The following is a 23,647-nucleotide window of genomic DNA, read 5'->3' on the forward strand; positions in this document are numbered from 1 at the left end:
CAACGGCTCATGGATAAAGTGTGATTAAAAAAGGCTTTCCTCTGACGGGGAAAGCCTGATTTTCAGCCTGCGTGAAGCGGATTTAGTTATGATCCCGACGGTATAACTCCCATTCGTCGATACCGCGTCCATCAGGGAATACGCAGTCTGCACGAACGCCGTGTGGTGTTTGCACACTCACCGATCTTCCGCCTCTTTCATGGCAATATACCGCAGCCGGATTTGCCATCCCGCTCTGGTGTCTTTCTGGTTTATGGTGATAACCCGCGCAACCTGCCAGCGCTGAGACCATGATAATGAGGAAGAACTTTTTCATTCTGAACCTTCGTGATGAGAGTAAAAACGACGGGGAATTCTATTCCCCGCCGCTTTCCGTGACCTACTCCCATATTCTTAAAAAGCTTCTTCTTTTTACTTCGTTTATCAGGCGTTAAACTTTCAGGAAAGGGCCACGGCATCAGCTCCGGCGGGACGTTTTGTCAGAACAGCTTAAAAAAAGCTTTTCTACTCACACAACCGGCAAAAATTTATGGCTACTATTATTCAGGTCGTGAATGGCTTCATCAATCAGGAAGGGGAATATGGAAAAGTACCAAAACCGGGGCGGCAATTCGGGTATCGTCGCTTTCACGACTACAGAAGATTCAATTACCGTGAAGTTCAAAGATGGCTGGCATTACATCTATAATTCCATCCGGCCAGGGGTGACAGACGTTGACCATATGATCGCCATGGCGAAAGCTGGCAGCGGATTGCATGGTTATATCAACCGAAAGATCCGCAATAATCACTTCCATAAATACCGCTAATCGCAGACACGAAAAAGGCGGCAACCGCCGCCTCTTCTGCTTACTGCTTATTACTGCTCAGCTTATTTGTACATTTCTGCTGTACCGTAAAGCTGGTTATTACCGGATGCACCGATAATACGGTATGAACTTGCACCCGCCTGGGTGGCTTTTGCATTCAATTCTGATTGCAGGCCTGACAGTGAACCGGTGGTTGATGCACCGACTACACCAATGGATTGCTGACCTGCCGGCGCTGACTGCACTTCAGTCGCTGCCAGGGTTGAGAAAGAAGCTGTTGCCAGTGTCAGAGCGGCGATAGTCATTGCGATATTTTTCATGAGGTTAATTCCTGTTCTTCGAATTTTGATTGGGAAACCTTTTGCAGGTGCCCCGGTTTAAGGTCAACGTCACTTATTAATTAACGTTCGATAAGTAAATACTAAGCGTCGCCGGGAGGTTGTGCAAGCAATTTATTTAACGATCATTAACTAATTGTGCGATCGCTTCGGGCGACGTCTGCCGCTGTTCATCGGTATGGGGTTATTTGCTATAGGCGATGATCGTTATTTCCGCCAGATGACCCCGAATACAGGGCCGTCCGATCCCTAAAGAGACAGGTAAAAGGATTAATGATAGGGAAATTAATCCGTTAAATTACTCACCTCCGTTAATTAGTCCACCCATGTGTCAGCAATATCTGCTCCCGGCAAAAAAGCTGCCGACGCTACGACCAGGGGCGGCTATCAGTGAATAACACTCACGAGGCCAAAGGATCGCCAGTAAGAAAAGGAAGTTCGTACCTGATTAAAAAATAAACTTGAAATTGTTTTCAGGATCCTCTCAGACTGGATATATTCTTTTAAATATCACTTTTTCTATGTGGAGCACGAAATGCTGAATTACTTTTTTTTTCAAAAGGGTAAGCAAATTGTTGTACTGGAAAGCTCGGACGTGGGCAAAGCTTCTCAGCTGATTGAACATGGCTACGAAAAACAGTTTGAAGAGATCAGTGCCACAAATGAAAAAAATGCGCTTGCACGCTTTGCTGACATTCGCCGAAATAACCAGATAGATCGCGATGACTTCCTGGCAGGCGCCGGGTCTATGCCCCTTATAAGTGGATTAACGGCCATTGCTACCTATCTTGTTAGCAAAAAGTAGCTCAGCTACGGACGGCTGAGAGTGAACCGTCGGAAAAATACACCCGCAATATAGCGGGTGATTATGTCCGCTGCTGGCACAAACCCGAGCATCAGATCCCCTCAAATTAATGAATAAATCTAATAAACCCTAGCTAATTACCCCCTCTAATTGAATAAATCACTTTGCGTTATCCTTTTTCTACACAACAGCTGAAGGATTACGTCATGCAAACTGTAAATCTGAACAACGGTATTGAAATGCCCCTGCTGGGCTTTGGTGTGTTTCAGATGACTGATGCCGCTGAATGCGAAAGAGCGGTGATTGATGCCATTGATACGGGATACCGCCTGATCGACACCGCGGCTTCTTACCAGAATGAAACCCAGGTCGGGAACGCTCTGAAACAGACCGGTATCGCACGTCGCGACCTCTTTGTAACAACCAAACTTTGGCTGCAGGATACTCATTACGAAGGTGCTAAAGCACAGTTCGAACGCTCCCTGAATCGGCTGCAACTTGATTACGTTGACCTCTACCTGATTCACCAGCCTTACGGTGATGTTCATGGTGCCTGGCGTGCCATGGAAGAATTGCATGAGGCAGGCAAAATTCGCGCCATTGGCGTCAGCAACTTCCATCCTGACCGACTGGCCGATCTTATCGCCTTCAACAACGTTGCCCCTGCGGTAAACCAGATTGAAGTTAACCCGTTCAACCAGCAGCTGCATGCCGTTCCGTGGATGCAAAGCCGTGGTATTCAGCCGGAAGCCTGGGCACCGTTTGCTGAGGGTAAAAATGGCCTGTTCCAGCATCCCGTGTTAACGGCAATTGGTCAGAAGTACGGCAAAAGTGTGGGTCAGGTTGTCCTGCGGTGGATCTTCCAGCGTGGCATCGTTTCGCTGGCGAAATCGGTGCGAAAAGAACGTATGGCAGAGAACATCAGCATTCTCGATTTTGAACTCAGTCCTGAGGATATGTTGCAGATTGCCGCCCTTGATACCGCAACCAGCGCCTTCTTCTCTCACCGCGATCCGGCGAGGGTGGAATGGCTGACTGGTCGCAAACTTGACGTTTAAACCGCGATAAAAGAGGTATTCATTCAATGCAAAAACGTTATCTGGGTAAATCCGGACTCGAAGTATCCGCTCTTGGACTCGGTTGCATGGGGCTCAGCCACGGTTACGGCCCGGCGACAGATACCCGTCAGGCTATCGAACTCATTCGTGCTGCGGTTGAACGTGGCGTCACGTTCTTCGATACCGCTGAAGTGTATGGCCCATTTCTGAATGAAGACGTTGTCGGCGAAGCCTTAAAGCCCTTTCGCGACCGCGTGGTTATCGCCACCAAATTTGGTTTTACTTTTGGCGACGACAACAAGCAGCAGATTTTAAACAGCCGTCCGGAGCATATCCGTGAAGCCGTTGAAGGCTCATTACGCCGCCTTAAAACAGACGTTATTGATCTGCTGTATCAGCACCGCGTCGATCCGGATGTCCCGATTGAAGATGTTGCGGGAACAGTGAAAGACCTGATAGCTGAAGGCAAAGTTAAACATTTCGGTCTGTCCGAAGCTGGCGCACAAACCATTCGTCGTGCGCATGCTGTACAACCGGTCACTGCGCTGCAAAGCGAATACTCCATGTGGTGGCGCGAGCCTGAGCAGGAGATCCTGCCGTTGCTGGAGGAGCTGGGCATTGGTTTTGTCCCCTTCAGCCCATTGGGTAAAGGTTTCCTGACGGGGTCGATTAAACCAGGAACGACGTTTGGCAAGGATGATTACCGCAGCACCGTGCCGCGTTTCGCCGCGCAAGCGATTGAAGCCAATGAAAAGCTGGTCTCATTGCTGGGTGAACTGGCGGCAGAGAAAGGCGTGACGTCTGCACAAATCGCGCTGGCATGGCTGCTGGCACAAAAGCCGTGGATTGTTCCTATTCCGGGCACCACCAAACTGCACCGGCTGGAAGAAAACCTGGGCTCAGCCGACATCATGCTTTCGCAGGATGACTCACAGCAGATAACCCAGGCGCTTGAAACGATTAAAATCGTCGGTGAACGTTACTCTCCTGAGCATCAGGCTCGCACAGGCCGTTAATACCCGGACGGGTCCGCAGCGAATGGCGGACCCGTTATTCCTGGTAGCGAAGTGCATCGATCATCAGCGCAAAAGCAGGCGGATGCTGCTTACGGCTGGGGTAGTAAAGATAATATCCGGGGAAAGACGGACACCAGTCCTGCAGAACCTGGATCAGCTCTCCTGACTTTATATAATCCAGTACCCTGTCCTCAGGTATACAGGCGATGCCAAAGCCAGATAAAGCCGCATCAATCCTTTCCGCCTGCAGATTAAACGTTACCTGCCCTTCAACCCTGACCCGTAACGGTTTCCCATCCTTCTCAAACTCCCAGTGGTAAAGTCCACCGGCAGTGGGCAGACGCATATTGATGCACCGATGATTTTGTAGCTCGTGAGGCGTTTCAGGCGCGGGGTTAGCAGCAAAATATGACGGTGCGCCAACGACTGCCATTCGCATATCCGGCCCAATTCTCACCGCGATCATGTCCTTATCCACGCTTTCGCCCAGACGGATCCCGGCGTCAAAACGCCCCTCAACAATATTGACAAAACCGTTATCGACCACCAGCTCGAGATTAATTTCCGGGTATTCCCTGAGGAAGGGTTTTAGCTTCGGCCACACCAGATTTCGCGCGGAATGCTCCCCGGCAGATAAACGGATATTACCGGAGGCGGTGCCGTTCAGTTGAACAAGCGATTCCAGCTCCTGCTCGAGATCAGCAATACGGGGCTCAAGGCAGGCAATAATTCTCTCACCCGCTTCTGTGGGGGCAACACTTCGGGTAGTTCGCGTCAGAAGGCGGATGTTCAGCCTTTCTTCCAGCGCTTTCATCGCGTGGCTGAGTGCTGACTGAGAAACACCGAGTTTGCCCGCGGCTTTGGTAAAACTTCGCTCTCTTGCTACCATCAGAAAGATTTGGAGTTCGTTGAAGTTTTCTTTAAGCATTAGCGGTTTCCTTATTGAAGCATTCCCCCCATAGTTCACTCATGAAGGGTATTCATAAACACAATCATTTTAGCCCCGTTACTGACAATAATGATAATTGATGTTGTATCGGTATCGGAAATAAGTCTGAATTATCAGCAGGTTTATCAGGAAAGGACTCGTTAACGACCAGGTGGCATCCCACAATAACTACAAAACTGACGATGGAAATGAAATGGCGAGATGTGAGCCACTTCACTGAAATAATGTGTCGCGATCTCAAAAACGCCATAAATTCTATGCCGCTGACAAATAAACGGAGATAACACGTTGAGAACCGTCGAAATACTGCAATACACATTACACAAAGGCACCGGGGCCACGTTTCACGCCATCATGCAGGAAATCAGCGTTCCCCTGCACCAATGCCACGGGATCGACGTTGTTTCGTTCGGCAACTCGCTGCATGACCCGGATTGCTACTATCTGATCCGTGCCTTTGATAGCCCTGAAAGCATGGCTACGGCTCTTGATGCCTTTTATGCAAGCGCTGACTGGCTCAACGGTCCACGCGAAAACATCATTCGTAGTATCGAAACCAGCATTAAAACAGTGATGAACCTGCCGCCGGAAAGCGTGGAAGGGCTACGAGGGTAAGTGCAGGTTAGCGGAATATAACGTAGTAGTGATAAATCACAGGCGACAGAGATATGATCTGCCGCCTGTGATTTCTACCGGGATACTTCCCTCACGTTTAAACGCTAAAAAGATGCCTTCCTTTGCCATTTCAAGAATTATCACTGGTGAACCAGATGCGCCTTTGAAATCAGCTTTATAAGTAATTAATCCAGCATCAACAATTTCCGAATACCCATTACCCAGATAATAAAGCAGTGCTTCAATATTCACTGTCATTTGTATAATCTACACCGTATGGGTGTTTATGATTAAATCTCACCACCTGAAATTTGAATAATTTTTTGCTCTGCATAAAATTTAATCCCCAGCATGGATTCCAATTCTAATGCTTGTGCCTTTGTAACGTTAAACCCCCCAATCCCACGGATAAAGGACATTTTATCTGTAGCATTCCATTTCATGATTTCAGCGACAGAATCTACGTTAGCTTCAGGAATCTCTATCTCCCGCACTAACTGCTCGCTGAACTCATCAAAGATTTCAATGCTATAAACAATCATTATTTTTCAACTCTCCGACTTGAATCTGCTGGTTTCGTTTGAAACCCCGTTTCAGGATTAAACTCACCTAAATGGTTACGCCCGCTTTTGTCATAGACTTCGACGGTTCCATGTTGAGAATCCCATTCATAAATTCGGCACCCTTTGCTACCAGCGGAGTTCAGACGCATGTGAAAACGTTAAAGTTTCCACTCTTTCTTCTGAGGTATACATTATTTGCATAACAGTAGGTATTTGAAATCCTTTAAGAGTGTATTTTTCTTTGAGTCCGAAGTTGTGTCTGCCTATACGTCTTGGCTGTATGCTGCCATCTGGTAAACCAATAAATTTATGTATCCATTCAATGGTCATGTTTTTTTGGAGCGGGCCCGGTAATTCATTTTGGAAAGAATAAGAAGCATCGTCACGACTAACTAAAGTAATCGTAACGGATAAGAGATATTTCCCTTCTCTTTTAAATGCCAGGTAAACACCTTCTTTCAGCATATCTAACGATACAAAATTACTTCCAGAAGAGCCGGAAGGCTTTGTTTTATAATGAATTAAACCTGCACCACAGATCTCTTGATAAGTCTTACCTAAACTTCTGATTAATGCTTCAACATTTATGCTCATTTGTATAACCCCGCAGCCTTATTTAATTTATGCATTTTTGCTCTCGCAGCTTCAAGTTGTACCTCTGACGCTCCATGGTTTTTTAATGATGGTTTGATAGAATCAAAATTCTTATCTGAGGCCGCACGCAAGTCTTGAGCGTCAATTTCTATTTGATATTTTGTATTGCGACCACCATATGTTTCACTCACCTGTTGATGCAACTCTTTAGGAATGATAATTGACGCGACATCTTTTGCTAAGTCTTCTAGTTCCTTAGGAGATAAATCAGGATATAAACGCGCGTAATACTCAATAACCGAAGCTGATGACGGCATATGATCCGCCTCAAACTTCCCTTCTCTCGAGCGCCGCTTAAAGTCACTGTATAACTCAACCTCCAAAAACCTCACCGGCGGTTTACTCAGATAAATATAAATCGGCGGCATGCCGTGCGGCAGATTGACCAGGATGTAATCATCAAATGATTGTTCATCCGGGATCGGTAGCGAGGTTGAGGTGCTGCCCATTTCTTCCGCGCCGGGTAACGGTAATACGGTGATGGTCGAAGGTAAATACGGCTCATCACGATTACCGGTATTGCCTGGCGCTTTAAACTCAAGCTCGTCGGGCGTCCAAATGATAGTGGGCTTTTCCGCGCCATCCGCCCAGAACTCATAGTTACCCGTGAATATGTTCCGCCGCATGGCGCGTACACGAACCTGATCCAGACCGCTGTCAGCGCCGGTGTGATAAGCCACGGGAATTAACCGGCCATATTTATCCTTCACCCACTTAAAACGGATCCGCGTCGGGGCGGACTTTCCGGCCAGCGCCGCAAGCTGGCTGTCGCTTAAAATATCCTCTTCACCGGCGTTCAGCTTGTTCGAGTAAAACGTCCCGATAACACCGACGGTGACCGGATTCACGAACAGGCTGCCGAGGCGGATCGACGTCACCCCGCGCAGTGCACTCATGCCCGACGCAATGAGTTCAGCGCCACCGCCCGTTGCTACGGGTATTGCCAGCGGTATACCAGACTGAGCGGGTGCATCAGTCTTCTTGCCAAATAACTTTTTGTACCAGGGCTTTTTATCACCGGCGGGCTTCTTGCGCTTCGTCGCCTGCGCGTGCTGCTCAACTTCGGGCTTTATGCCTGCGCCCGGCGTCGGCACCCCGTAAGACAATCGCCCGAAGTTATGATGCTGCTCCTCGCAGGTTCGTGCTTCGGTATTCCCTGCGCCACATTCCGCGGATTTCGCAAACACCGGCATCGAACGTCTGGCCTGTTCTGCCGCTTCTTTCTCAGCCTGAACCAGCAATACCGCAGCACGCTCTGCTTCCCACTTTTCACGCGCCAGTTCGGCGGGTGATTTACCTCTCCCCATCCATTGTCCGGCTGGCGCGATAACCCGGTTCGTCCCCGGCGGGCAACCACATAAAACATCCGAACCGTCCACGGCAGAAGCGAGACCGTCATAGGTGGAATGCGGTTCTCCGCTGGTGATTTTTCCGCGACGACCGCATTTCGGGCAGTCGGTCGTAGCATCACCGATGCGGATCACGCCAAGCCCGTGTTCCGTCGCATTGGGCAGAGAGGTCAGGCACACCGCGCCTGTCGTGGTTTTGTCGCCGTGCAGCGCCTGCCCGCGACCATAACAATTTGAGCGATACCCCATCCGTTACGCGCCGGTAACGGCAAGAAAATCTACTGCCATCGGGACATCTTTTCGGGCAACCAGGTAGCAACTGCCCTGCGGCGTACTGATAATTTTATCGCCGTTATCCAGCATGCTGCCGACTAAGGCAAACCCACGATTACCGTTACAAAACTGCTGGCCTGCGCTGGTGGCAATCTTTGCCGTGCTGCCATCGGCATAAGTGACTTCATCCTGCTCAAGGGCAAACGCCGCTTCCGTGCCATTCTCAAGGGTGACTTTTCCTGTACTGCTGGCTTTGGTGACTTTGCCACCGCGGGCAGTCAGGCTGCCTGGAACTGCCAGCCGGTAAATCGCAATAACAGGATGCTGACGGGCAAACGCTGCCTGTTCCTCAACAACTGCCCTCGCGCTTTCATCCATTTCAGCCAGTTGTTCAGGCGTGAAAGGTGGGGTATTGATGACATCCAGTAATTCCTGATTCAGTTCATTAGTGAATTGCATTTCCATATTTATTTTCCGTCCATTGAGGTGAGTTTCGCCGGTATGATAATCAGCTAAAATAAACACCCACAACGAACAATAAATATAAAACCATAAACCTTGAGCTAAATCATAAGATATAAGTCATTTAAGTTATTCGAGTTATTTATACAAACAGATAATACGAATACTCATATTCATTATTATTTAAAGAGGATTCATATAAAATATTTATAGCACAAACAGTCTCATAAATTATTTCAAACAAGATAAATTCAAAGTCAAAATTCAGCCATCGCAGAAAATAACACATAATAATTAATGGATATAGAATGAAAATTGTCGTCATTATTTTATCATTTGCCCTCTTTTCTGGTACTCCTGATGCAAAAAAACTGTACCGAACGTGATGCAGAAGCAGCAGATATTGCAGTGGACAATCTCGATTCATGGGATGCCCTACATAAAAACTACATTGCTTATGCACAATGTGACGATGGCAGTATCGCTGAAGGGAATTCAGAAACGATGGCGCGGAGACTTACCGATAAATGTCCGGAAATCGCTAAGCTGCAATCTCTGATAAATCGCGATTCGGGATTTGAAAAATATATTATGAGGCATATTGATGCCACGCTGGATGCGGATGACGCAGATACCCGTCAGCTTCTAAACAACGTTTTCCCGACAGAAATCCGCCACTGTTTAATTTCGGTAACTACACTCTCTGGCGTGACTGGGTTATCACCTTCAGGATAAAAAATTAAATCAGTCCCTGAAGGATGCCCGGTAACCCGACTGAAATTTTCCAGTAAACTGTCCTGATATGACCCGCTGCCATGCACGTCGAAAATATCTTTCACCAGCGCAACAAATTCAGCTTCCGAGTACTCTTCAAACTTATGTTTGAGCTGCATGTTTTTCCTTTATCTGTATTCAGGTGGTTCCTGAGAGTCATTCGTTATCCAAAACAGCCCGAACCCGCGCTTTAAGTTCATCAGCATCAAACTCATACTTATCACGATCATTGTCAGGATTGAATTGATCTGCGAGACAGAAAATGGTCGAGCATTTTTCACTGTCCTGATAGTTATCTTTCAGCGAATCGCCATTTTCACCCTCAGCTTTCCATAACATCTGATAAGGGTCAGCAAAATCTTCGGCTGAGATCTCGCCATTAATAAATGATCTGGCGAAGGTTAAAAGTTTCTGGCTCATTTTTGGGTATCCTGCAATTGAACAGACTACGATTGTTTTTTACTTTCATGAAATTCAATAATCAGCGCAGCAAGCTCGTCTTCTTCGGCATAAAAATATGCCACCGGCACATCCAACCCAGCAAGAATGCCTGACACGTATTGAGAAAGCGCTGCACACAAGCGTGCTTCCCTGAGTCTTTTAAATGGATAAGTTGAAACGCCAAATGGTGCGATAATAGGAACAATACCTATTCACTATTTGATTGATTAGCAATGTAAATCACCTGTTTCATCTTTGGTGATACCCCCAAAGATACCCCCCAATGGATTTTTTGTCATTATGGAAATGTCATACTAAGTTGCCTAATCCCTCACATGACAGCTTAATGCCCTGAACTTACGGATAAAATGTGCTAACATTACGAAGTAATGCACAGAGTATGAGCATGCTGTAGCAGGTTGATATATAAGGGTTGTTGTTAGCACTCAACACAGGCTCAGATGTTCAAAATAATGTGATCAAGTCCACATTCTTGCATTCTATGTGAATGGAGAAAACAGGAATAAAACCACACAGCAAAATTTATATATAAATTAAATCTGACTCGTTCTGTTTTATAAAGTTAAATATTGCATGAGAAAGGATTATATATGAGCACAGTTAAGAAAATTGATACCATTTCATCTTACTTCAAAATCCCCCCTTCAATACTTGATCAATTAGATGTTGTTGATGTTCTGTTAGAATCAGATACATTGCTTTTTATTGACCCAATGCTACTCCCTGAAAGTAAACATTCAGAAATGAAAGATGATGCAGATCAAAAATACATCGACACTTTCACAAAAATAATAAAGCTGCTTAGTGCATGCAAAATAGATAATGACAGTGATATTGCATGGAGAACTGCAAAAAAATTATTTTCATTTTCCGAAATAGGCTGGACATGTCTGGGTTATGGCTCATCAGCCAAAGGCTCAGGATTTGGACCTCAGCTTGTTAATAATACGATGAAAACTGCTCATCAAATTGTAAGTATGGATATTGATGATCCTGATTTATTCATGGTTATGTCATTATTTGAAGAAGGTATTGGGGCTGACCGAATTAGTGACATGACCACCAATATAATATTTGATGCCTTAGTTAAATTTTCAGAAAGAGTAAACATAACACTTAAGATCCCAACAAAAGAATTCACTTTTAAAAGGAATAAATACAACGCCCCCCACAATCCATTAACAAATAAGCCACTAATATTAGTTCCTAAAGATATTGTCCGCGACTTACCAATTTCTACAGATTGGAGTGGTGCTGTCCACACAATGAAGGAGAACACTGACTTAAGAGACAGAATCAATACAAATATTGGTAATCTCCTCGCATCTATGACCAAAAAGCAGAAAGATGAAGCCAAACGTCGAGCTTTAGAGAAAAAAGAATATTTTGAGGATTTGCTAACATTAATAAAAGAAGTAGAAAAAGAGCCCTACGATTTCAAAGCGGATAGAAACGGTGAATTATTCTGGTTAAGATTGGCATCTTCAATAGACAAGAAATATCCGTTTAATCTTTCAGGATATAATAAAAAACTAACTTTGGATGATGTTGAACATCTTGTAAGCGACATTTTAAATCAATTCAAGGATCTCATTGAAAACAAAGGGTTATGGAAAGAAATGTGGGCTGATGATAAAAAGCCACGTAAAGAAAAAGCTGCACAACGTTTGCTATTTGCTGTTGCATATTCATATTGTAAAGCAAACAACTTAGATATAAGTCCTGAAGCCGATTCAGGAAATGGCCCCGTTGACTTTAAGCTTTCACAAGGCTTTGAACAAAAAGTATTAGTGGAAGTAAAACTCTCGTCTAATGGAAAGTTATTGCACGGATATGAAAAGCAGCTTGAAATTTATAAAAAAGGGGATGACACTGAACGTGCATTTTTCGTAATAGTTGATATTGGCTATATCGGAGACAAATATCAAAAAGTTCAGCAAGCCAGAATTGCTGCCGAAAAAGAAGGAAAGAAAGTTTCAAAAATTATTCACATCGATGCTCAACAAAAGGACTCCGCCAGCAAACGCATTTAAATTTACTCAATGCTGACTAAATTGAACATACGAAAACCTGAGCCATGTCACCGCATAAAAATAGTATCTGCGAGCAGTTCCACCGAACGATATTGCAGGAGTTTTATCAGGTGACCTTCCGCAAAAATTGTACGGAGATCTCGGCACATTACAGTCGGATTTTGATGAATGGCTGGCTCACTATAATAATGAAAGCACCCATCAGGTAAAAATGTGCTGTAGGCGAACGCCAATGGAAACGTTACTTGATGGGACACTCATCTGAGTCAAGAAAAATTTAACCCAGATGTAATCTGACAGATTCCTGTATAAATAACCGGCAACTGTCAGATTAGGCCTGAGCTAATACACGCGCATTGGTTTTGACCAGATTGGACACTCCAAATTTGACAGTCAGGGCTGTCCTTATCCATTGCTTCATCTCAGGTATCGAAAGCATACCGAAAATTGACTACCGCGCCCTCTGGGGCTTGCTCAACAGTTCACCGACCTAAAAGCGAGTTTTAGGCCGGTTCACCGTTCGGACGTGAGAAACATGATTAGGACTTGGATTTATTTAAAACACTTTCGATATAGGCTTGGCCTTGTGCTTTGTAGGCATCAACATCACTCTCATGAAGATTGGGTATATTAAGCAAAACCCCAAAGACTAATTCTTTATCTACATAACTAATATCACATTCTAAGACTTTGGCAACCTCTGCACCGAAAATAATTTTCTTACGTGTGTTTTCTTTTTTTGTTTGTTGTTTCTTTTTAGCTTCCAAGAAGTATAGACGTTCCTGTGCCGAAGCAATTTGTTGTTTGATTGTTTTTGTTGTCATTTATCTTCTCCCCAATGTTTTCTCTTGTTGGCATACGGGACATCAGCATAATCATAACCTTGTCCAATTTTTTTCTTGATTGATTTTATTTTTATCTTGAACTGTTGTTTAATCTGTCGCTGTTTTGCTTGTTCCCGTATATTGATTACTATTTTTTCGGCTTCTAAATAGGCTTGTTCTGTATCGGTATAGATACCATCATCAAGAAGTCGCTTGGCTTCCCAATCAATGGCTTCATCGTTATTTTTATACATTAAACCTCCTAATACTTTTAATGTATAATTCAATTAACACAATTAAAATAATTATCAATACAAAAGGGAATTGATTTTCCAAGAAATAAACCTAGTTAAAAACCCGTAAACGTAATAGCCCCCAAGGGGGGCTAGAGTCATGTTAGCATCGGTTCAAATTATCGTTCTTTGCTGAGCATTATTTATGTTTTTCGATTCCTTTAGTATTAACTAGATGCTTATTCATCTTATAATGATATGGAATCATGATAGCATAAGAAAATATTTCCTCATCCGTTATAAACTTTCTACTTTTATTTTCATCAAGATACTTAACAAAATAAGAGTATGCCTCTTTATCGTATATATTTAATTTCCTAGCTCGATCATGAATTTCTATTAAGCCATGAGAATATTCAATAACATTGAACTCTTTATTTTTACCTTGTGCAATAGAAATTAAATATGCAGAAATTATTTTATCCATTATCAAATTCAACTTACTCAAAACAGCCTCACTATGTGCTGTTTCTAACTTCTCATTTATAGATGCCAACTCAGAGTTTTTAGATTCAATTTCTAATGATAAATTACCCGCCCTCTCATTTAGATCTTTGATTTTTTCTGTTTGAATGTGCAAATCATTTTTTATTTTTGCAGTTTCCTTGCCCAGTCTTTCATTGTCAGTTTGAATATTTACTTTCTCTTTCCTTAAATCTTGCAATTCCGACTCTTTTTGAAATACAGGGTGTATTGTGTGAAAATAGATCCAGATACCAAAAATAAAACTAACAACAGTAATTGCTTTTGTAATTACATCTAAAACACCATCATCTCGTTTAAAGAAATTCACTTTAAAATCACCTTACATTAATATTATTCAAAGTAAATACAACAACACACCAGAACAGCCATTACTAATTTTTTATCTAATACTCGCTGCGTTACTTATTTTGTTTATTAGTGTTTTTTTATTTCACCTGTCGCGTCTCCATCTTAATTTTACATCGTAACCAGAGAGTTGTGCAACAGAGAAAAATACCGATAAATGCTACTATGTCTCTGTTTTAACTTACCCCTACCTTACGGCGGGGTAAGTTAAAACCACCATTGTCATTCGGACATTACATAAAACCCATCTATGTAATATTGCGGAATACTTCGCCCTTTCATCAAGATTGCGCCGCTTAATTCGGCATTTTGTTTTACAGGCATTCATATATTTCGTATTAATTAAGTAGAGGGTTTTACATTGTTAGAAAAAACAATGCCCACTTATACACTCACTTCGTGAGCGTGTGGGGTCTACCGACGGTTGCCTGCCGCAGGCTAAAAGAAAAACCAAGGTCAATACATAGAGTTTTTCTTGCGAAAAACTAACAGCAGCATAGCGATATTTGAGGGTATTTGTTAAATGGCGATTTTTCATCTGGAGTTTAAAATTGTGAAACGTTCTGAGGGCATGTCTTCCTGTAGGAAGGCTGCCTACCATGCGCGTTGCAGAATAACAGATGTTCGAACTGGAAACACATATGATTTCAGCCACAGGACAGATTTATTCCATCATCAGATATTATCCCCTGATTCTACTCCTTCTTATATTGTCGAAAGCTCAACCACCCTGTGGAATGAAGTTGAAAGAGTTGAGCGTCAGAAAGACGGTCAAACAGCCCGTTATTTTGATATAGCTATTCCCTGTGAACTGAGCAATGAAGACAAGATAAAATTAGTAGCTGAATACTGCCAGAAAAATTTCGTTGATAAGGAAATGATTGCTGATATTGCTTTTCATGATCTCAATGGTGAAAATCCCCATGCGCATGTGTTGTTGACATTAAAGCCAATCACCGCTGATGGCTTTGGCAAAAAAGAAAGAAGCTGGAACGACAAGAAAAACGTAATCCTTTGGCGTGAATCATGGTCAGTGATTGCCAATCGCTATCTTACTGCTGCTGGCAGTAATGAACGTATTGATCATCGCTCTATTGATGCTCAACACGCCGAAGCACTCGAAAACGCCGCTATTACATTGGATGCTGAAGAAAAAGCGTTATGGCTTGCCAAAGCAACGTTAACCAGCCGTCCGCCAATGCAACGTGTTCATCGTGCCAAGTGGAACAGCAAAAGCGTTCAAGATAAACGTGCTGCTGAACAGGCTGTTCGTGATGAGATGAAACAAGAAGCTCAGGCCACATACAACACCTTCAAAGATTTAGATCTGCAGATCGTTGTTGACCTTAGAAGCTTCACCGTATCAGATATGCCTGAGCCTGTTGAAATCGTATTGCCTGAAATGCAACCTCGAACGGAGTTCTCTGAAACAGGTTCGCAGTCGGCATCATCCGAAGAACAACATCCTGTTCTGGTTGCCCCTGCGCCTCATACACGCACTAAATTGAAAACCCCCTCTTCAACTGCCAGAACGATCAAACGCGCTCCTGTTAAAAGTAACAGAAAGCAGGTTAAACCTCGTCAGAGTGGTTTGTTTAAGCGTTTCACCCTACTGGTGGTTGAATATATAAGGGAGAAATTCGTCTGGGCCAAGAAGAAACCCGCTCTTGTTTCCGTTGATGCTGACCACGATAAACGTATTACCGAAAACTATGTCTTTGATGAGGTTCAAGGCATCTATGTTTCACGAGTTGAGCACGAAAGGCGTACCAGATTCAACAGTGACACTTATAGTCCAACACCAGATGAGATCAGGCGTTTTCCAAGTCGCGCAACCAAAGACGAAGTACCTGATGCAGATTTTAACCACACACCAACTCTTCGTACGGACAATAAAAATGCCTTACCAAAGCTAAAACCATCTCGGTTTGATAGAGGCTGATTCAAATTATTTTTCGAACATGATTTTGGATCATATTGACTTTTCATCATAAACATACGTATATTTTTATAAAATATACGAATTAACAATCCATATCACAATGTTTATACATCGACAATAATTAACAATCAGGAAAGCATGATAATGGGAAAAAGTCTATATCCAAAAACATTCCTTCACTTTACAAAAAAAATACATGCACTAGAGTCAATACTTATTGATGGCTTCTTCAAACCATCTTATGCGAGAGAACGCATATACGGCAGAAAGGGATTGATTCGATACTTTGGAATACCAATGGTGTCATTCTGTAATATAAGACTCTCTCTGCTATCAGAACATACTAAAAAATATGGTTGCTATGGTATCGGTCTAACGCAGGAGTGGGCAGCGAAAAACAATCTAAATCCAGTCCTATATATGAGTAAAAACTCCGATACTTTCGAATTATTGGATGAACAATTAAGAATCATAATAAAAGGAATTGATAAAAATGAACAAACTGTTGAAACCTTCACTAAAATGAAGAACTACATCTCGCTTGTAAATATATTACGTTATATGAAAAATCATACCGGTCCATTAAGAAGAAATAACAAAAAGACCGTTGAGTATTGTTTTGCAGATGAAATGGAATGGCGCTACGTCCCTTCAATAAATGAAAAAGGAATTATCCCAATAGCTCTTCTGAACAACATAAAAGATTCAATATCTAAGCAAGAATACAATGATAAAGTAGAACATATTCATCTCGAATTTGGAATCGATGACATACGATACATTATTTTGAAAGATAAAAGTCAATTAAATCCTTTTATCAAAAGGTTAAGAAAAAGGGAATATTTAATAAATGATGAACTCGTAAGTAAAATATTTTTTTCGAACCACATAAGCGAGGATTTATGAACGATTGAATCACTTGCGGTGTGTTTTTAACGGGACAATGAAAGCACACCGCAATGAATACATAAAAACCGAAAAAACACCAGAATTGAATGATCAATTATCGGTATATCTTTTTTCAATACTATCTCTATAGCGCTGTTGCTCAACAATACTCAGATTAGGATCAGACAGCACACTCCGCCCCTTCACAGCAATATCGTAATCAATTTGAGATTGTGTTTCATATTCTTTAGTAGGTTTAAAATAATCGGATTGTGGTGTAGATGACGACGCAGAAGAACCGGAGTATGTTTTACTTCCAGCACAACCGAGATAAGCCAGCAGGCAGGCAAACAAGAAGAAAAATGTCCACACCACATTGAATCCGTTAAGCGTATATTCACTACCATTCCCAACTGAAAACACGCCGTGAAATCTGATCGCGTAGACAATCAAGAATGATGACAGGATAACAGCCCGACTTTTCCCGACGGTTAAATGCTTACGTATGAATCTCACGGTTGGCACCAGCATGACCACAAACAGCGCGATAGCAACTAACACCAGCCATACAGGAAACAGCCCGTATTTTTGCGTAATGTTTTGCGACAGCGTCACCAGCGACAGCACCAAGAAAGTGTTAAGCAGGTAAAGCCTGACAGCCATCGATACCTTCACCTGTTTTTGTCTATTACCGATAAACAGCACCGGTGCCAATGATGGTATGTTCATCAGCAGCCCCATGAAAATCACCCAACAGATAGTGTTCATAGCGTCTTTTCCTGTAATTACCGAGCGGCCCAGCCGTTATTGGTTTTCACCAGAACAATTTTGGCTTCTTCTGGTTCAGCCATCCCCTTGACGCCAGAAAAGGCTTTCTTGTCCACCCAGCCCGGAACGCCATTGAGCTTCCACGTATAGGTCACTTGCGTGATTTTAGCGCCAGCGCCACCACTCGGTTCAGTCCAACTGGTGATCTCAGCAACAACACGATGACCAACACAGGCACCGTCTTTTTTGTCCCAAAACTCAACTTGTTGGCCTTTGTCTGTTACTTCCAGAACAACGACACTACTGAAACCATTAGCTTGTTGAGAAACATCAAGCAGTCCCTGATCAGCCAGACCTTTTAAGATTTCATCACTGGCACTGTATCCAGCAGAACGATAGCCACTGTTAACCCGGATAGGAAAACCTTTATTAAATACAATGTTGTTGTCCTGCAGTGAGTAGCACACCTTCGACTTTGAAATTTTCGCGTTTATAGCCTTCTCAAAGTCGCCTTTCTCACCACATCCCGCCAGAACAAGAGCGGCACCAGCAACGAGCAAAATCTTCTTCATCTTCCTATCCATCCTGATAATCAAAAATGCTGTTATGTAGAGGTAGTCTGCTGCGCACCTGTAGTCGTTAAAGCTTGTTCTTACTGGCATAACGCAGCAAAACCACCTGATTAACCAATTGATAGGATTCAATTATTTTTGTGGGCCGTCATATCGTTTGTAACGATCAAAATCAAAACAATGATAGATATTAACTATCATTAAATATATATCGATCGATTAAATCAATTAACATACCGATCGAAAAAACGTTATCAATCGTTATAAACTATCAATATCAATTTATCGATCTGAGATACCGATCATTTTCTTGCTAGATGAATCGTTACTGGATAAAGTGAACAGAAGGCTCACTGGACCGTTTATTCGCTGGTTTGTAGGGATAGAACGTCAAACCCTATGACCAACAGCCAGCACTGCCCTATGGCCCTTTCTTGGCCTTTATTAATGCAACATCAGGGAAAACAACAGTGAAGGATGCCGCTAGCTGATTAGATAAAAAGACTCACAGGCTTATGATAAGCGGCTTTCTTCACCACTAATTAACATGACCTATTTCAATGGACAGCAGCAACACAACGCTGGTCCCGGCCTCTTTACGCCTATTTTTACGTTTACTGTTTATATGGAGTTAACATGAGAAAACTGTTTATCGCTGCGTTGGTGATCCTGCCTCTTACCGCTTGCACCACCTATGGCAACAAATCCCTCAAAGACGAATCGCAACAAACCGTAAAAACCAAAATAGTTAAAGGGAAAACTACCCAGCAAGATGTTATTAACGCATTCGGGGAACCACAAACACGAGCCACCAATGATGGACAGGAAATGTGGTCCTACTCCAGCATGTCAGGCGAGAGCCAGATCTCGAACTATATCCCCGGTCTGGCACTGCTGAAGAACAGCAACACAGCGCATATGAACTCCCTTGAGATCTGGTTCAAGGGAAATGTTGTTGACCGATATAATTTCAGCCAGACGGCGAGTAAGTTTTCGAAGGGATTGTTGGATTAACAAATAACAGCCAAGTATATTTTTTCTCTAGTTTTACTTTTAATTTATTGGTGCCTTTAAAATGGCACCTACTTATTTTATTACTTTATGGCATAACTTATTATAAATGAGTTTACCTTGCGTGTGCCCCCCGAGAGGGGACTTCACCCAAGGTTTCACCTCCTGAAATTTCTGACGTAAAAGTCAAAAATCTATCAGGATTGGCGAGAACCAAAATGAAAATATATGACTTCACCCAAGTTGATCTGGCTTAGAGTTCTGGATCGTTTCCAACACAGGACACCCTACGACACTCCCAGATTCTCCCATGCAGATAAAATGTATTGTTGTCCCCTATTTATGCGGTTAAGCAAAGGTAGGGCTTTCTCATAGCCATTCCATTACAACTTCATTTATCTGTTTAGAGCTTCGCTTCGAGTTGGTATTTCGTCGCTTCCCCTTCTATACCTACAATCAACAAACATACGGACAACTCCTGTAAGCGGCTCGCGCTCAATGACTCCACATATGCAGACCTGATACAAAGGCTGTTAATTTGATTGCTTTCGAGGACTCTGAAGCTTTTAGAAATGGTATTTGAAGTTTGTAAAAAGTTGCGATTTAGATTTGACAAATATAAGTTGATTGGGTAATGGTTTATTTATATTTGTAATCAGTTCTCGCTTAACTCGATTACAAGACTTCAAAAGTCGGCAAAACTTTTTTAGTCCTTAGAAAGTCAGACATCATAGTCTGACTTTTTTTGTATCTTTATTCTATTTAACCGATATATATTATTCGTCAAGAGAAAGTCAAAAATATTTAGCATTATTTTAAAATAGCAGGCGTAGTGTGACAATATTATCGTCTCCTAAGCTCTTTAATATAAGAAAGTATTAGATTGGATTTTTCTATACATAAACATAACATGGAATTCATCAATCATTTTTAACCTCGTAGTTTTCTCATCTAGATTATTTCCCTCTCTGCGAGGGAATATATTCATTACTCAATGTCGGTTTACTGTCATTTTAAGTTTCCAATAAATAGGATCTTCATTTTCATCCTGTTTTATGTTTTTTAATACAAGCGCAATGATATGCTCTTGGTGCCAATACATAATCTCTTGTTTTAAATCATCAAGGTTAATGTCAGGCACGCCTTTATATTTCTTATCTGCTCTACACACTTCAACTTCATGCGCAATCAGAATGTCATAAAGTATCTCTGAATGCATTTGCCCTAATAAAATATTGATTGCTGTTTCATGTTTTCTTTCAAATATGTTATAAATCGTTTCACAATATCCCTGTAATACTTTTGCGATAAGACATACTGCCGTTTCATTCTTTTCATTTAATACAATCTCTTTCATATTGAATCCTTTTGTTAGGTTGATTGTTAGCCCCTTGCGGGGCAATATTAAAACTTACTTTCTAAAACCATCCGAATACCTCACCAACATTTCCGCAACTTGCTCAACGTTAACTTCATCAATATCACCACTATTCCCTTCTTGGGTTGTGAATCTCTCAAAGTTATTCTGGATATGATCAATAATATACATAATGAATAGACTCATAAAATCAGGATCATCAAGCAGCTCGATACTCTCTCCATTCACTTCCTGAAAAAACTCCCAACTTGCTTCAAACGATCTCATAGCAAGATCAAGGAACAACTCTGTAGATTTATTTTCAACACCATTTTTTTTAGACATAATTAAACCTCACTTTTATATGATTATTTGGAATTCATTTTATTTTAACCCCCGAACAGGGGGTAAATAAGGAAACTACTTTTTATAAACTAGATTTATGATTACAGAGCCATACTCTAACTCCATCTCGTCAACTAAATCATTATTCACATGCCTGTTTAAAGCGTCTAACAAGCTTTTATCCTTCATGATCTCCTCGATGGAATAACCACTCAGCGCAACAAATACATTGAAGCTTTCTTGGATCACGCTAAGTGTTTTAGGTGTTTTTTCACATACCATACTTACTAATATTGATACATTGTCATTCATTTTGTTTATCCTTTTTTTGGTAATAAGATTCCCTGCATAAAAATGCATTATGCTTTTCAGTGTAGGGATGTGATTAATAAAGTGTGTTATTTAACTTCTTACATAAAACCCTCCTCATCGTATTAATAGTGTATTTTTCATGAATCAGCGTGTTTACGTGAAAACTGAATAATGTTTTCAATCCATTCATCGATTTCACTTTCAACAAAAGCTCTGGCTCTTATGCCAATCTTTATCGGTTCTGGGAATACGCCCCTGCTAATAAGTCGATAAATCCATGCTTTGCTATATCCTGTTTTATTCATCACTTCCGGCAGGCGAATAAGTCTTCTTGTTGTCATATATTTCTCCGTTGTTGTTTTGATGAATGTAGTAGCTGCAGATCGCTTATGACGTTCAACCCTCGAAAAATCAGAATTGAATCTGAATTGAATGTTTTTTAAACAAAAACGGATGAAATGGCGGGAGAGCTGTCACTGGGCGGGGTGTAGAGCTATTCGGCAAAAAGTGCTATTTATTTTCCTGTTTCAAGGTATTTTTCAATTTGTATATTAATCAATTAGTTAATCCGCACCAGTTTAAATTCTGACTTAATTCTTATCTGCTTTATCCAAGAAAAAGGGCTATGCCCGTTAAGACATAGCCCTTCTTTCATCAGCAGTTATCCTTACCCACGCCGATTAAACGCTCCCTGCGTCACATTGCTTCCGTTCTCAAGGCTATCCATATAGTCGGCATACCATTGCAGCATCTCACGTCTGCCATCGAGATATTGCGCATGGTTGTAGGTGCCACGGATAGCATTCTTATCCACATGCGCCAGTTGAGTTTCAATCCATGCGGTGTTGTAGCCCTGTTCATGAAGAACGGTGCTCATGGTATGACGGAAGCCGTGACCCGTAACCCGGCCTGTATAGCCAATTCGTTTAAATACCTGATTGATACTGGCTTCGCTCATGGTCTTACTTGGATCATTGCGTCCCGGAAACAGTAAAGGAAATTGCCCCGTCATCGCTCTAATCTGTTCGATGATGGTTAAGGCTTGAGTAGATAGCGGGATGATATGGGGACGGCGCATTTTCATGCGTTCAGCAGAAATTTCCCATAACGCTTTCTTGGTATCGATTTCTGACCATAACGCACCGCGCAATTCACCTGTTCTCAGGCCAGTAATGATCAGCAATCTCGCTGCCAGCACCATCAGTTCACTACCAGAGTAGCCAGCAAGGGCTTTAAAGAAGGCGGGAAGCTCTTCAGTGGTAAGAAACGGGTAATGTGTGGACTCATGCCCTTGCATGGCACTGGTGAGATCTGGCGCAGGATTATACTCGGCTCTGCCTGTCACGATGGCGTAGCGAAACACTTCGCCGCAGCGTTGACGAACTTTCTTGGCTTTTTCGGTTGCTCCCCTGTCTTCCATCTTTTTCAGCACGTTCAGCAATTCCAACGGCTTGATGTCTGCAACAGGACGTTGACCAATGAACGGGAAGACGTCTTTGTTGAAAGCTTCAAGAATGTCAGAGGCATACCCCGCAGACCATTTTTTCACTTTCATGTTGTGCCATTCGAGCGCAATTTCTTGAAAGGTGTTTTTGACCTGCGCTTCACGCTCAACTTTTTGTTCTTTTTTCACCTCTAAAGGATCGATACCCCCAGCGATACCCTTTCGAGCTTCATCACGTTTTGCTCTGGCATCAGCTAAGGACACATCGGGATATACCCCCAGCGCCAATAACTTTTCCTTTCCGTCAATACGATACTTTAAACGCCAGTAGCGTGACCCATTGGTTTTAACCAATAAGTAGAGGCCACCACCATCAGCCATCTTGTAAGGTTTATCTTTGGGCTTGGCAGTCTCGACCTGTCTGGCATTGAGTTTCATCTGGGGGTATCTCCTTTAGACCGAACAGCGAATACCCCCATTGATACCCCCAACTCACCGTAGATTTCTGTGAACGTGAGTAGACGAGCAGAGACAATAAGGGCCGTGAAACCGCGTATTATAAGGATTTAAAGGGTGTTTGAGTAGACTTAAGGAGACGTTAAAATAGGTAGGATGGTGCCGATAATAGGAGTCGAACCTACGACCTTCGCATTACGAATGCGCTGCTCTACCAACTGAGCTATATCGGCTTTTTTGAAAGGTGCCGGGGCTAGGGGTAACAAATTATGCAAACCGCTGATGTCCGTCAAGCGCCGATCGGGATGTTTGGTGAGTTCTTAATCACCCTGCGCACAATATGGATATAACGCCGGTTCTGATACGGCAAAAGCGTTTGGGCGAACGGGGAGCAGGCGCAGAAACGGAACTAAAGGGAGAAGTTAAAAGATTGAAAATCAGGGA

General features: G+C 42.6%; 31 protein-coding genes, 1 tRNA gene and 1 pseudogene. 11 read left to right on the top strand and 22 right to left on the bottom strand.

Going from position 1 to position 23,647, the window contains the following annotated elements; all coding sequences use genetic code 11:
* Positions 1 to 82: 82 nt before the first annotated feature.
* Complete coding sequence (locus EX31_RS25585) at positions 83 to 316, bottom strand: putative hemolysin (RefSeq protein WP_013574310.1); 234 nt, start codon at positions 314 to 316, stop codon at positions 83 to 85.
* 265 nt (positions 317 to 581) lie between these two features.
* Here EX31_RS25585 and EX31_RS20805 point away from each other — a divergent pair, with 265 nt between their 5' ends.
* Entirely contained in the window at positions 582 to 809 is a 228-nt protein-coding gene (locus tag EX31_RS20805; protein WP_013574309.1) for a hypothetical protein, read from the top strand.
* A gap of 62 nt (positions 810 to 871) precedes the next feature.
* Here EX31_RS20805 and EX31_RS20810 read toward each other — a convergent pair whose 3' ends face one another.
* Positions 872 to 1,129, bottom strand: coding sequence for a multiple stress resistance protein BhsA (locus EX31_RS20810; protein WP_013574308.1), 258 nt, complete (start codon positions 1,127 to 1,129; stop codon positions 872 to 874).
* 553 nt (positions 1,130 to 1,682) lie between these two features.
* On the opposite strand from EX31_RS20810, the gene EX31_RS20815 reads away from it, so the two are divergent.
* The 3 genes from EX31_RS20815 (at position 1,683) to EX31_RS20825 (ending at position 4,026) form a co-directional block, all read left to right on the top strand.
* Complete coding sequence (locus EX31_RS20815) at positions 1,683 to 1,952, top strand: hypothetical protein (RefSeq protein WP_037036466.1); 270 nt, start codon at positions 1,683 to 1,685, stop codon at positions 1,950 to 1,952.
* Between the two features lie 206 nt (positions 1,953 to 2,158).
* Positions 2,159 to 3,010: an aldo/keto reductase gene (locus EX31_RS20820; RefSeq protein ID WP_037036468.1), complete on the top strand. Its 852-nt coding sequence runs from the start codon at positions 2,159 to 2,161 to the stop codon at positions 3,008 to 3,010.
* A 26-nt stretch (positions 3,011 to 3,036) separates the two neighbouring features.
* Positions 3,037 to 4,026: an aldo/keto reductase gene (locus EX31_RS20825; RefSeq protein ID WP_037036470.1), complete on the top strand. Its 990-nt coding sequence runs from the start codon at positions 3,037 to 3,039 to the stop codon at positions 4,024 to 4,026.
* A 34-nt stretch (positions 4,027 to 4,060) separates the two neighbouring features.
* On the opposite strand, the gene EX31_RS20830 is transcribed toward EX31_RS20825, so the two are convergent.
* On the bottom strand, positions 4,061 to 4,954 hold the full coding sequence (locus tag EX31_RS20830; RefSeq protein WP_037036472.1) for a LysR family transcriptional regulator: 894 nt from the start codon (positions 4,952 to 4,954) through the stop codon (positions 4,061 to 4,063).
* A 309-nt stretch (positions 4,955 to 5,263) separates the two neighbouring features.
* On the opposite strand from EX31_RS20830, the gene EX31_RS20835 reads away from it, so the two are divergent.
* Entirely contained in the window at positions 5,264 to 5,590 is a 327-nt protein-coding gene (locus EX31_RS20835) for an NIPSNAP family protein (RefSeq protein ID WP_037036473.1), read from the top strand.
* Between the two features lie 36 nt (positions 5,591 to 5,626).
* On the opposite strand, the gene EX31_RS20840 is transcribed toward EX31_RS20835, so the two are convergent.
* Genes EX31_RS20840 through EX31_RS20860 form a run of 6 tightly spaced genes read right to left on the bottom strand, consistent with a single transcriptional unit; the run spans position 5,627 to position 8,894 of the window.
* Entirely contained in the window at positions 5,627 to 5,848 is a 222-nt protein-coding gene (locus tag EX31_RS20840; RefSeq protein ID WP_051931113.1) for a DUF6392 family protein, read from the bottom strand.
* A gap of 32 nt (positions 5,849 to 5,880) precedes the next feature.
* Entirely contained in the window at positions 5,881 to 6,132 is a 252-nt protein-coding gene (locus EX31_RS20845; RefSeq protein ID WP_037036475.1) for a DUF7683 domain-containing protein, read from the bottom strand.
* Positions 6,132 to 6,302: a colicin E3/pyocin S6 family cytotoxin gene (locus EX31_RS25590; protein ID WP_134705485.1), complete on the bottom strand. Its 171-nt coding sequence runs from the start codon at positions 6,300 to 6,302 to the stop codon at positions 6,132 to 6,134. The genes EX31_RS20845 and EX31_RS25590 overlap by 1 nt, the downstream gene beginning before the upstream one ends.
* On the bottom strand, positions 6,280 to 6,747 hold the full coding sequence (locus tag EX31_RS20850; protein ID WP_037036477.1) for a DUF6392 family protein: 468 nt from the start codon (positions 6,745 to 6,747) through the stop codon (positions 6,280 to 6,282). Before EX31_RS20850 ends, EX31_RS25590 begins: the two co-directional genes overlap by 23 nt.
* A complete protein-coding gene (locus EX31_RS20855; protein WP_037036479.1) occupies positions 6,744 to 8,405 on the bottom strand; it encodes an S-type pyocin domain-containing protein in 1,662 nt (553 codons plus the stop codon). The genes EX31_RS20850 and EX31_RS20855 overlap by 4 nt, the downstream gene beginning before the upstream one ends.
* Before the next feature lie 3 nt (positions 8,406 to 8,408).
* Entirely contained in the window at positions 8,409 to 8,894 is a 486-nt protein-coding gene (locus tag EX31_RS20860) for a PAAR domain-containing protein (RefSeq protein WP_037036481.1), read from the bottom strand.
* A 357-nt stretch (positions 8,895 to 9,251) separates the two neighbouring features.
* Between EX31_RS20860 and EX31_RS26465 the strand changes: the two genes are divergently transcribed.
* A complete protein-coding gene (locus EX31_RS26465; RefSeq protein WP_231576095.1) occupies positions 9,252 to 9,626 on the top strand; it encodes a hypothetical protein in 375 nt (124 codons plus the stop codon).
* Here the strand turns inward: EX31_RS26465 and EX31_RS20865 are convergent.
* Positions 9,530 to 9,784: a bacteriocin immunity protein gene (locus EX31_RS20865; RefSeq protein WP_037036483.1), complete on the bottom strand. Its 255-nt coding sequence runs from the start codon at positions 9,782 to 9,784 to the stop codon at positions 9,530 to 9,532. The genes EX31_RS26465 and EX31_RS20865 overlap by 97 nt on opposite strands.
* A 37-nt stretch (positions 9,785 to 9,821) precedes the next feature.
* Positions 9,822 to 10,085: a colicin immunity domain-containing protein gene (locus EX31_RS20870; RefSeq protein WP_013574296.1), complete on the bottom strand. Its 264-nt coding sequence runs from the start codon at positions 10,083 to 10,085 to the stop codon at positions 9,822 to 9,824.
* Positions 10,086 to 10,717: 632 nt separating this feature from the next.
* On the opposite strand from EX31_RS20870, the gene EX31_RS20880 reads away from it, so the two are divergent.
* The gene (locus EX31_RS20880; RefSeq protein WP_037036487.1) at positions 10,718 to 12,160 is read left to right on the top strand and encodes a hypothetical protein; all 1,443 of its coding nucleotides are present in this window, start codon (positions 10,718 to 10,720) and stop codon (positions 12,158 to 12,160) included.
* 20 nt (positions 12,161 to 12,180) lie between these two features.
* Positions 12,181 to 12,425: pseudogene (locus EX31_RS25605) on the top strand (integrase core domain-containing protein); the annotation flags it as partial.
* 274 nt (positions 12,426 to 12,699) lie between these two features.
* Here the strand turns inward: EX31_RS25605 and EX31_RS20885 are convergent.
* From EX31_RS20885 to EX31_RS20895, 3 genes are all read right to left on the bottom strand, one after another.
* Positions 12,700 to 12,984: a conjugal transfer protein TraD gene (locus EX31_RS20885; protein WP_037036489.1), complete on the bottom strand. Its 285-nt coding sequence runs from the start codon at positions 12,982 to 12,984 to the stop codon at positions 12,700 to 12,702.
* Positions 12,981 to 13,238, bottom strand: coding sequence for a hypothetical protein (locus EX31_RS20890; protein ID WP_037036491.1), 258 nt, complete (start codon positions 13,236 to 13,238; stop codon positions 12,981 to 12,983). Before EX31_RS20890 ends, EX31_RS20885 begins: the two co-directional genes overlap by 4 nt.
* A gap of 178 nt (positions 13,239 to 13,416) precedes the next feature.
* The gene (locus EX31_RS20895; RefSeq protein WP_037036493.1) at positions 13,417 to 14,070 is read right to left on the bottom strand and encodes a hypothetical protein; all 654 of its coding nucleotides are present in this window, start codon (positions 14,068 to 14,070) and stop codon (positions 13,417 to 13,419) included.
* A 561-nt stretch (positions 14,071 to 14,631) separates the two neighbouring features.
* Between EX31_RS20895 and mobQ the strand changes: the two genes are divergently transcribed.
* Together mobQ and EX31_RS25010 are read left to right on the top strand one after the other, a co-directional pair.
* Positions 14,632 to 16,050, top strand: coding sequence for a MobQ family relaxase (gene mobQ, locus EX31_RS20900; protein ID WP_037036495.1), 1,419 nt, complete (start codon positions 14,632 to 14,634; stop codon positions 16,048 to 16,050).
* Between the two features lie 144 nt (positions 16,051 to 16,194).
* The gene (locus EX31_RS25010) at positions 16,195 to 16,956 is read left to right on the top strand and encodes an abortive infection system antitoxin AbiGi family protein (RefSeq protein ID WP_051931114.1); all 762 of its coding nucleotides are present in this window, start codon (positions 16,195 to 16,197) and stop codon (positions 16,954 to 16,956) included.
* Positions 16,957 to 17,049: 93 nt separating this feature from the next.
* Here EX31_RS25010 and EX31_RS20910 read toward each other — a convergent pair whose 3' ends face one another.
* Together EX31_RS20910 and EX31_RS20915 are read right to left on the bottom strand one after the other, a co-directional pair.
* The gene (locus EX31_RS20910) at positions 17,050 to 17,706 is read right to left on the bottom strand and encodes a hypothetical protein (protein WP_037036497.1); all 657 of its coding nucleotides are present in this window, start codon (positions 17,704 to 17,706) and stop codon (positions 17,050 to 17,052) included.
* 17 nt (positions 17,707 to 17,723) lie between these two features.
* Positions 17,724 to 18,278, bottom strand: a complete 555-nt coding sequence (locus EX31_RS20915; RefSeq protein WP_037036617.1) for a membrane lipoprotein lipid attachment site-containing protein — start codon at positions 18,276 to 18,278, stop codon at positions 17,724 to 17,726.
* 636 nt (positions 18,279 to 18,914) lie between these two features.
* Between EX31_RS20915 and EX31_RS20920 the strand changes: the two genes are divergently transcribed.
* The gene (locus EX31_RS20920; RefSeq protein ID WP_037036499.1) at positions 18,915 to 19,292 is read left to right on the top strand and encodes a hypothetical protein; all 378 of its coding nucleotides are present in this window, start codon (positions 18,915 to 18,917) and stop codon (positions 19,290 to 19,292) included.
* 988 nt (positions 19,293 to 20,280) lie between these two features.
* On the opposite strand, the gene EX31_RS20925 is transcribed toward EX31_RS20920, so the two are convergent.
* From EX31_RS20925 to EX31_RS20950, 6 genes are all read right to left on the bottom strand, one after another.
* Complete coding sequence (locus tag EX31_RS20925) at positions 20,281 to 20,646, bottom strand: hypothetical protein (protein ID WP_037036501.1); 366 nt, start codon at positions 20,644 to 20,646, stop codon at positions 20,281 to 20,283.
* Positions 20,647 to 20,700: 54 nt separating this feature from the next.
* Positions 20,701 to 20,991 carry a hypothetical protein gene (locus EX31_RS20930; RefSeq protein WP_037036503.1) on the bottom strand — a complete coding sequence of 97 codons (291 nt, stop codon included), beginning with the start codon at positions 20,989 to 20,991 and terminating at the stop codon, positions 20,701 to 20,703.
* A gap of 75 nt (positions 20,992 to 21,066) precedes the next feature.
* Positions 21,067 to 21,303 carry a hypothetical protein gene (locus EX31_RS20935; protein WP_037036619.1) on the bottom strand — a complete coding sequence of 79 codons (237 nt, stop codon included), beginning with the start codon at positions 21,301 to 21,303 and terminating at the stop codon, positions 21,067 to 21,069.
* A 137-nt stretch (positions 21,304 to 21,440) separates the two neighbouring features.
* A complete protein-coding gene (locus EX31_RS20940; RefSeq protein ID WP_037036505.1) occupies positions 21,441 to 21,644 on the bottom strand; it encodes a helix-turn-helix transcriptional regulator in 204 nt (67 codons plus the stop codon).
* A gap of 326 nt (positions 21,645 to 21,970) precedes the next feature.
* Positions 21,971 to 23,185, bottom strand: a complete 1,215-nt coding sequence (locus EX31_RS20945) for a tyrosine-type recombinase/integrase (protein ID WP_037036507.1) — start codon at positions 23,183 to 23,185, stop codon at positions 21,971 to 21,973.
* 175 nt (positions 23,186 to 23,360) lie between these two features.
* Positions 23,361 to 23,436, bottom strand: a tRNA-Thr gene (locus EX31_RS20950).
* Positions 23,437 to 23,647: the final 211 nt, after the last annotated feature.

Source organism: Rahnella sp. WP5, assembly GCF_000745615.1.
Lineage (GTDB): Bacteria > Pseudomonadota > Gammaproteobacteria > Enterobacterales > Enterobacteriaceae > Rahnella > Rahnella aceris.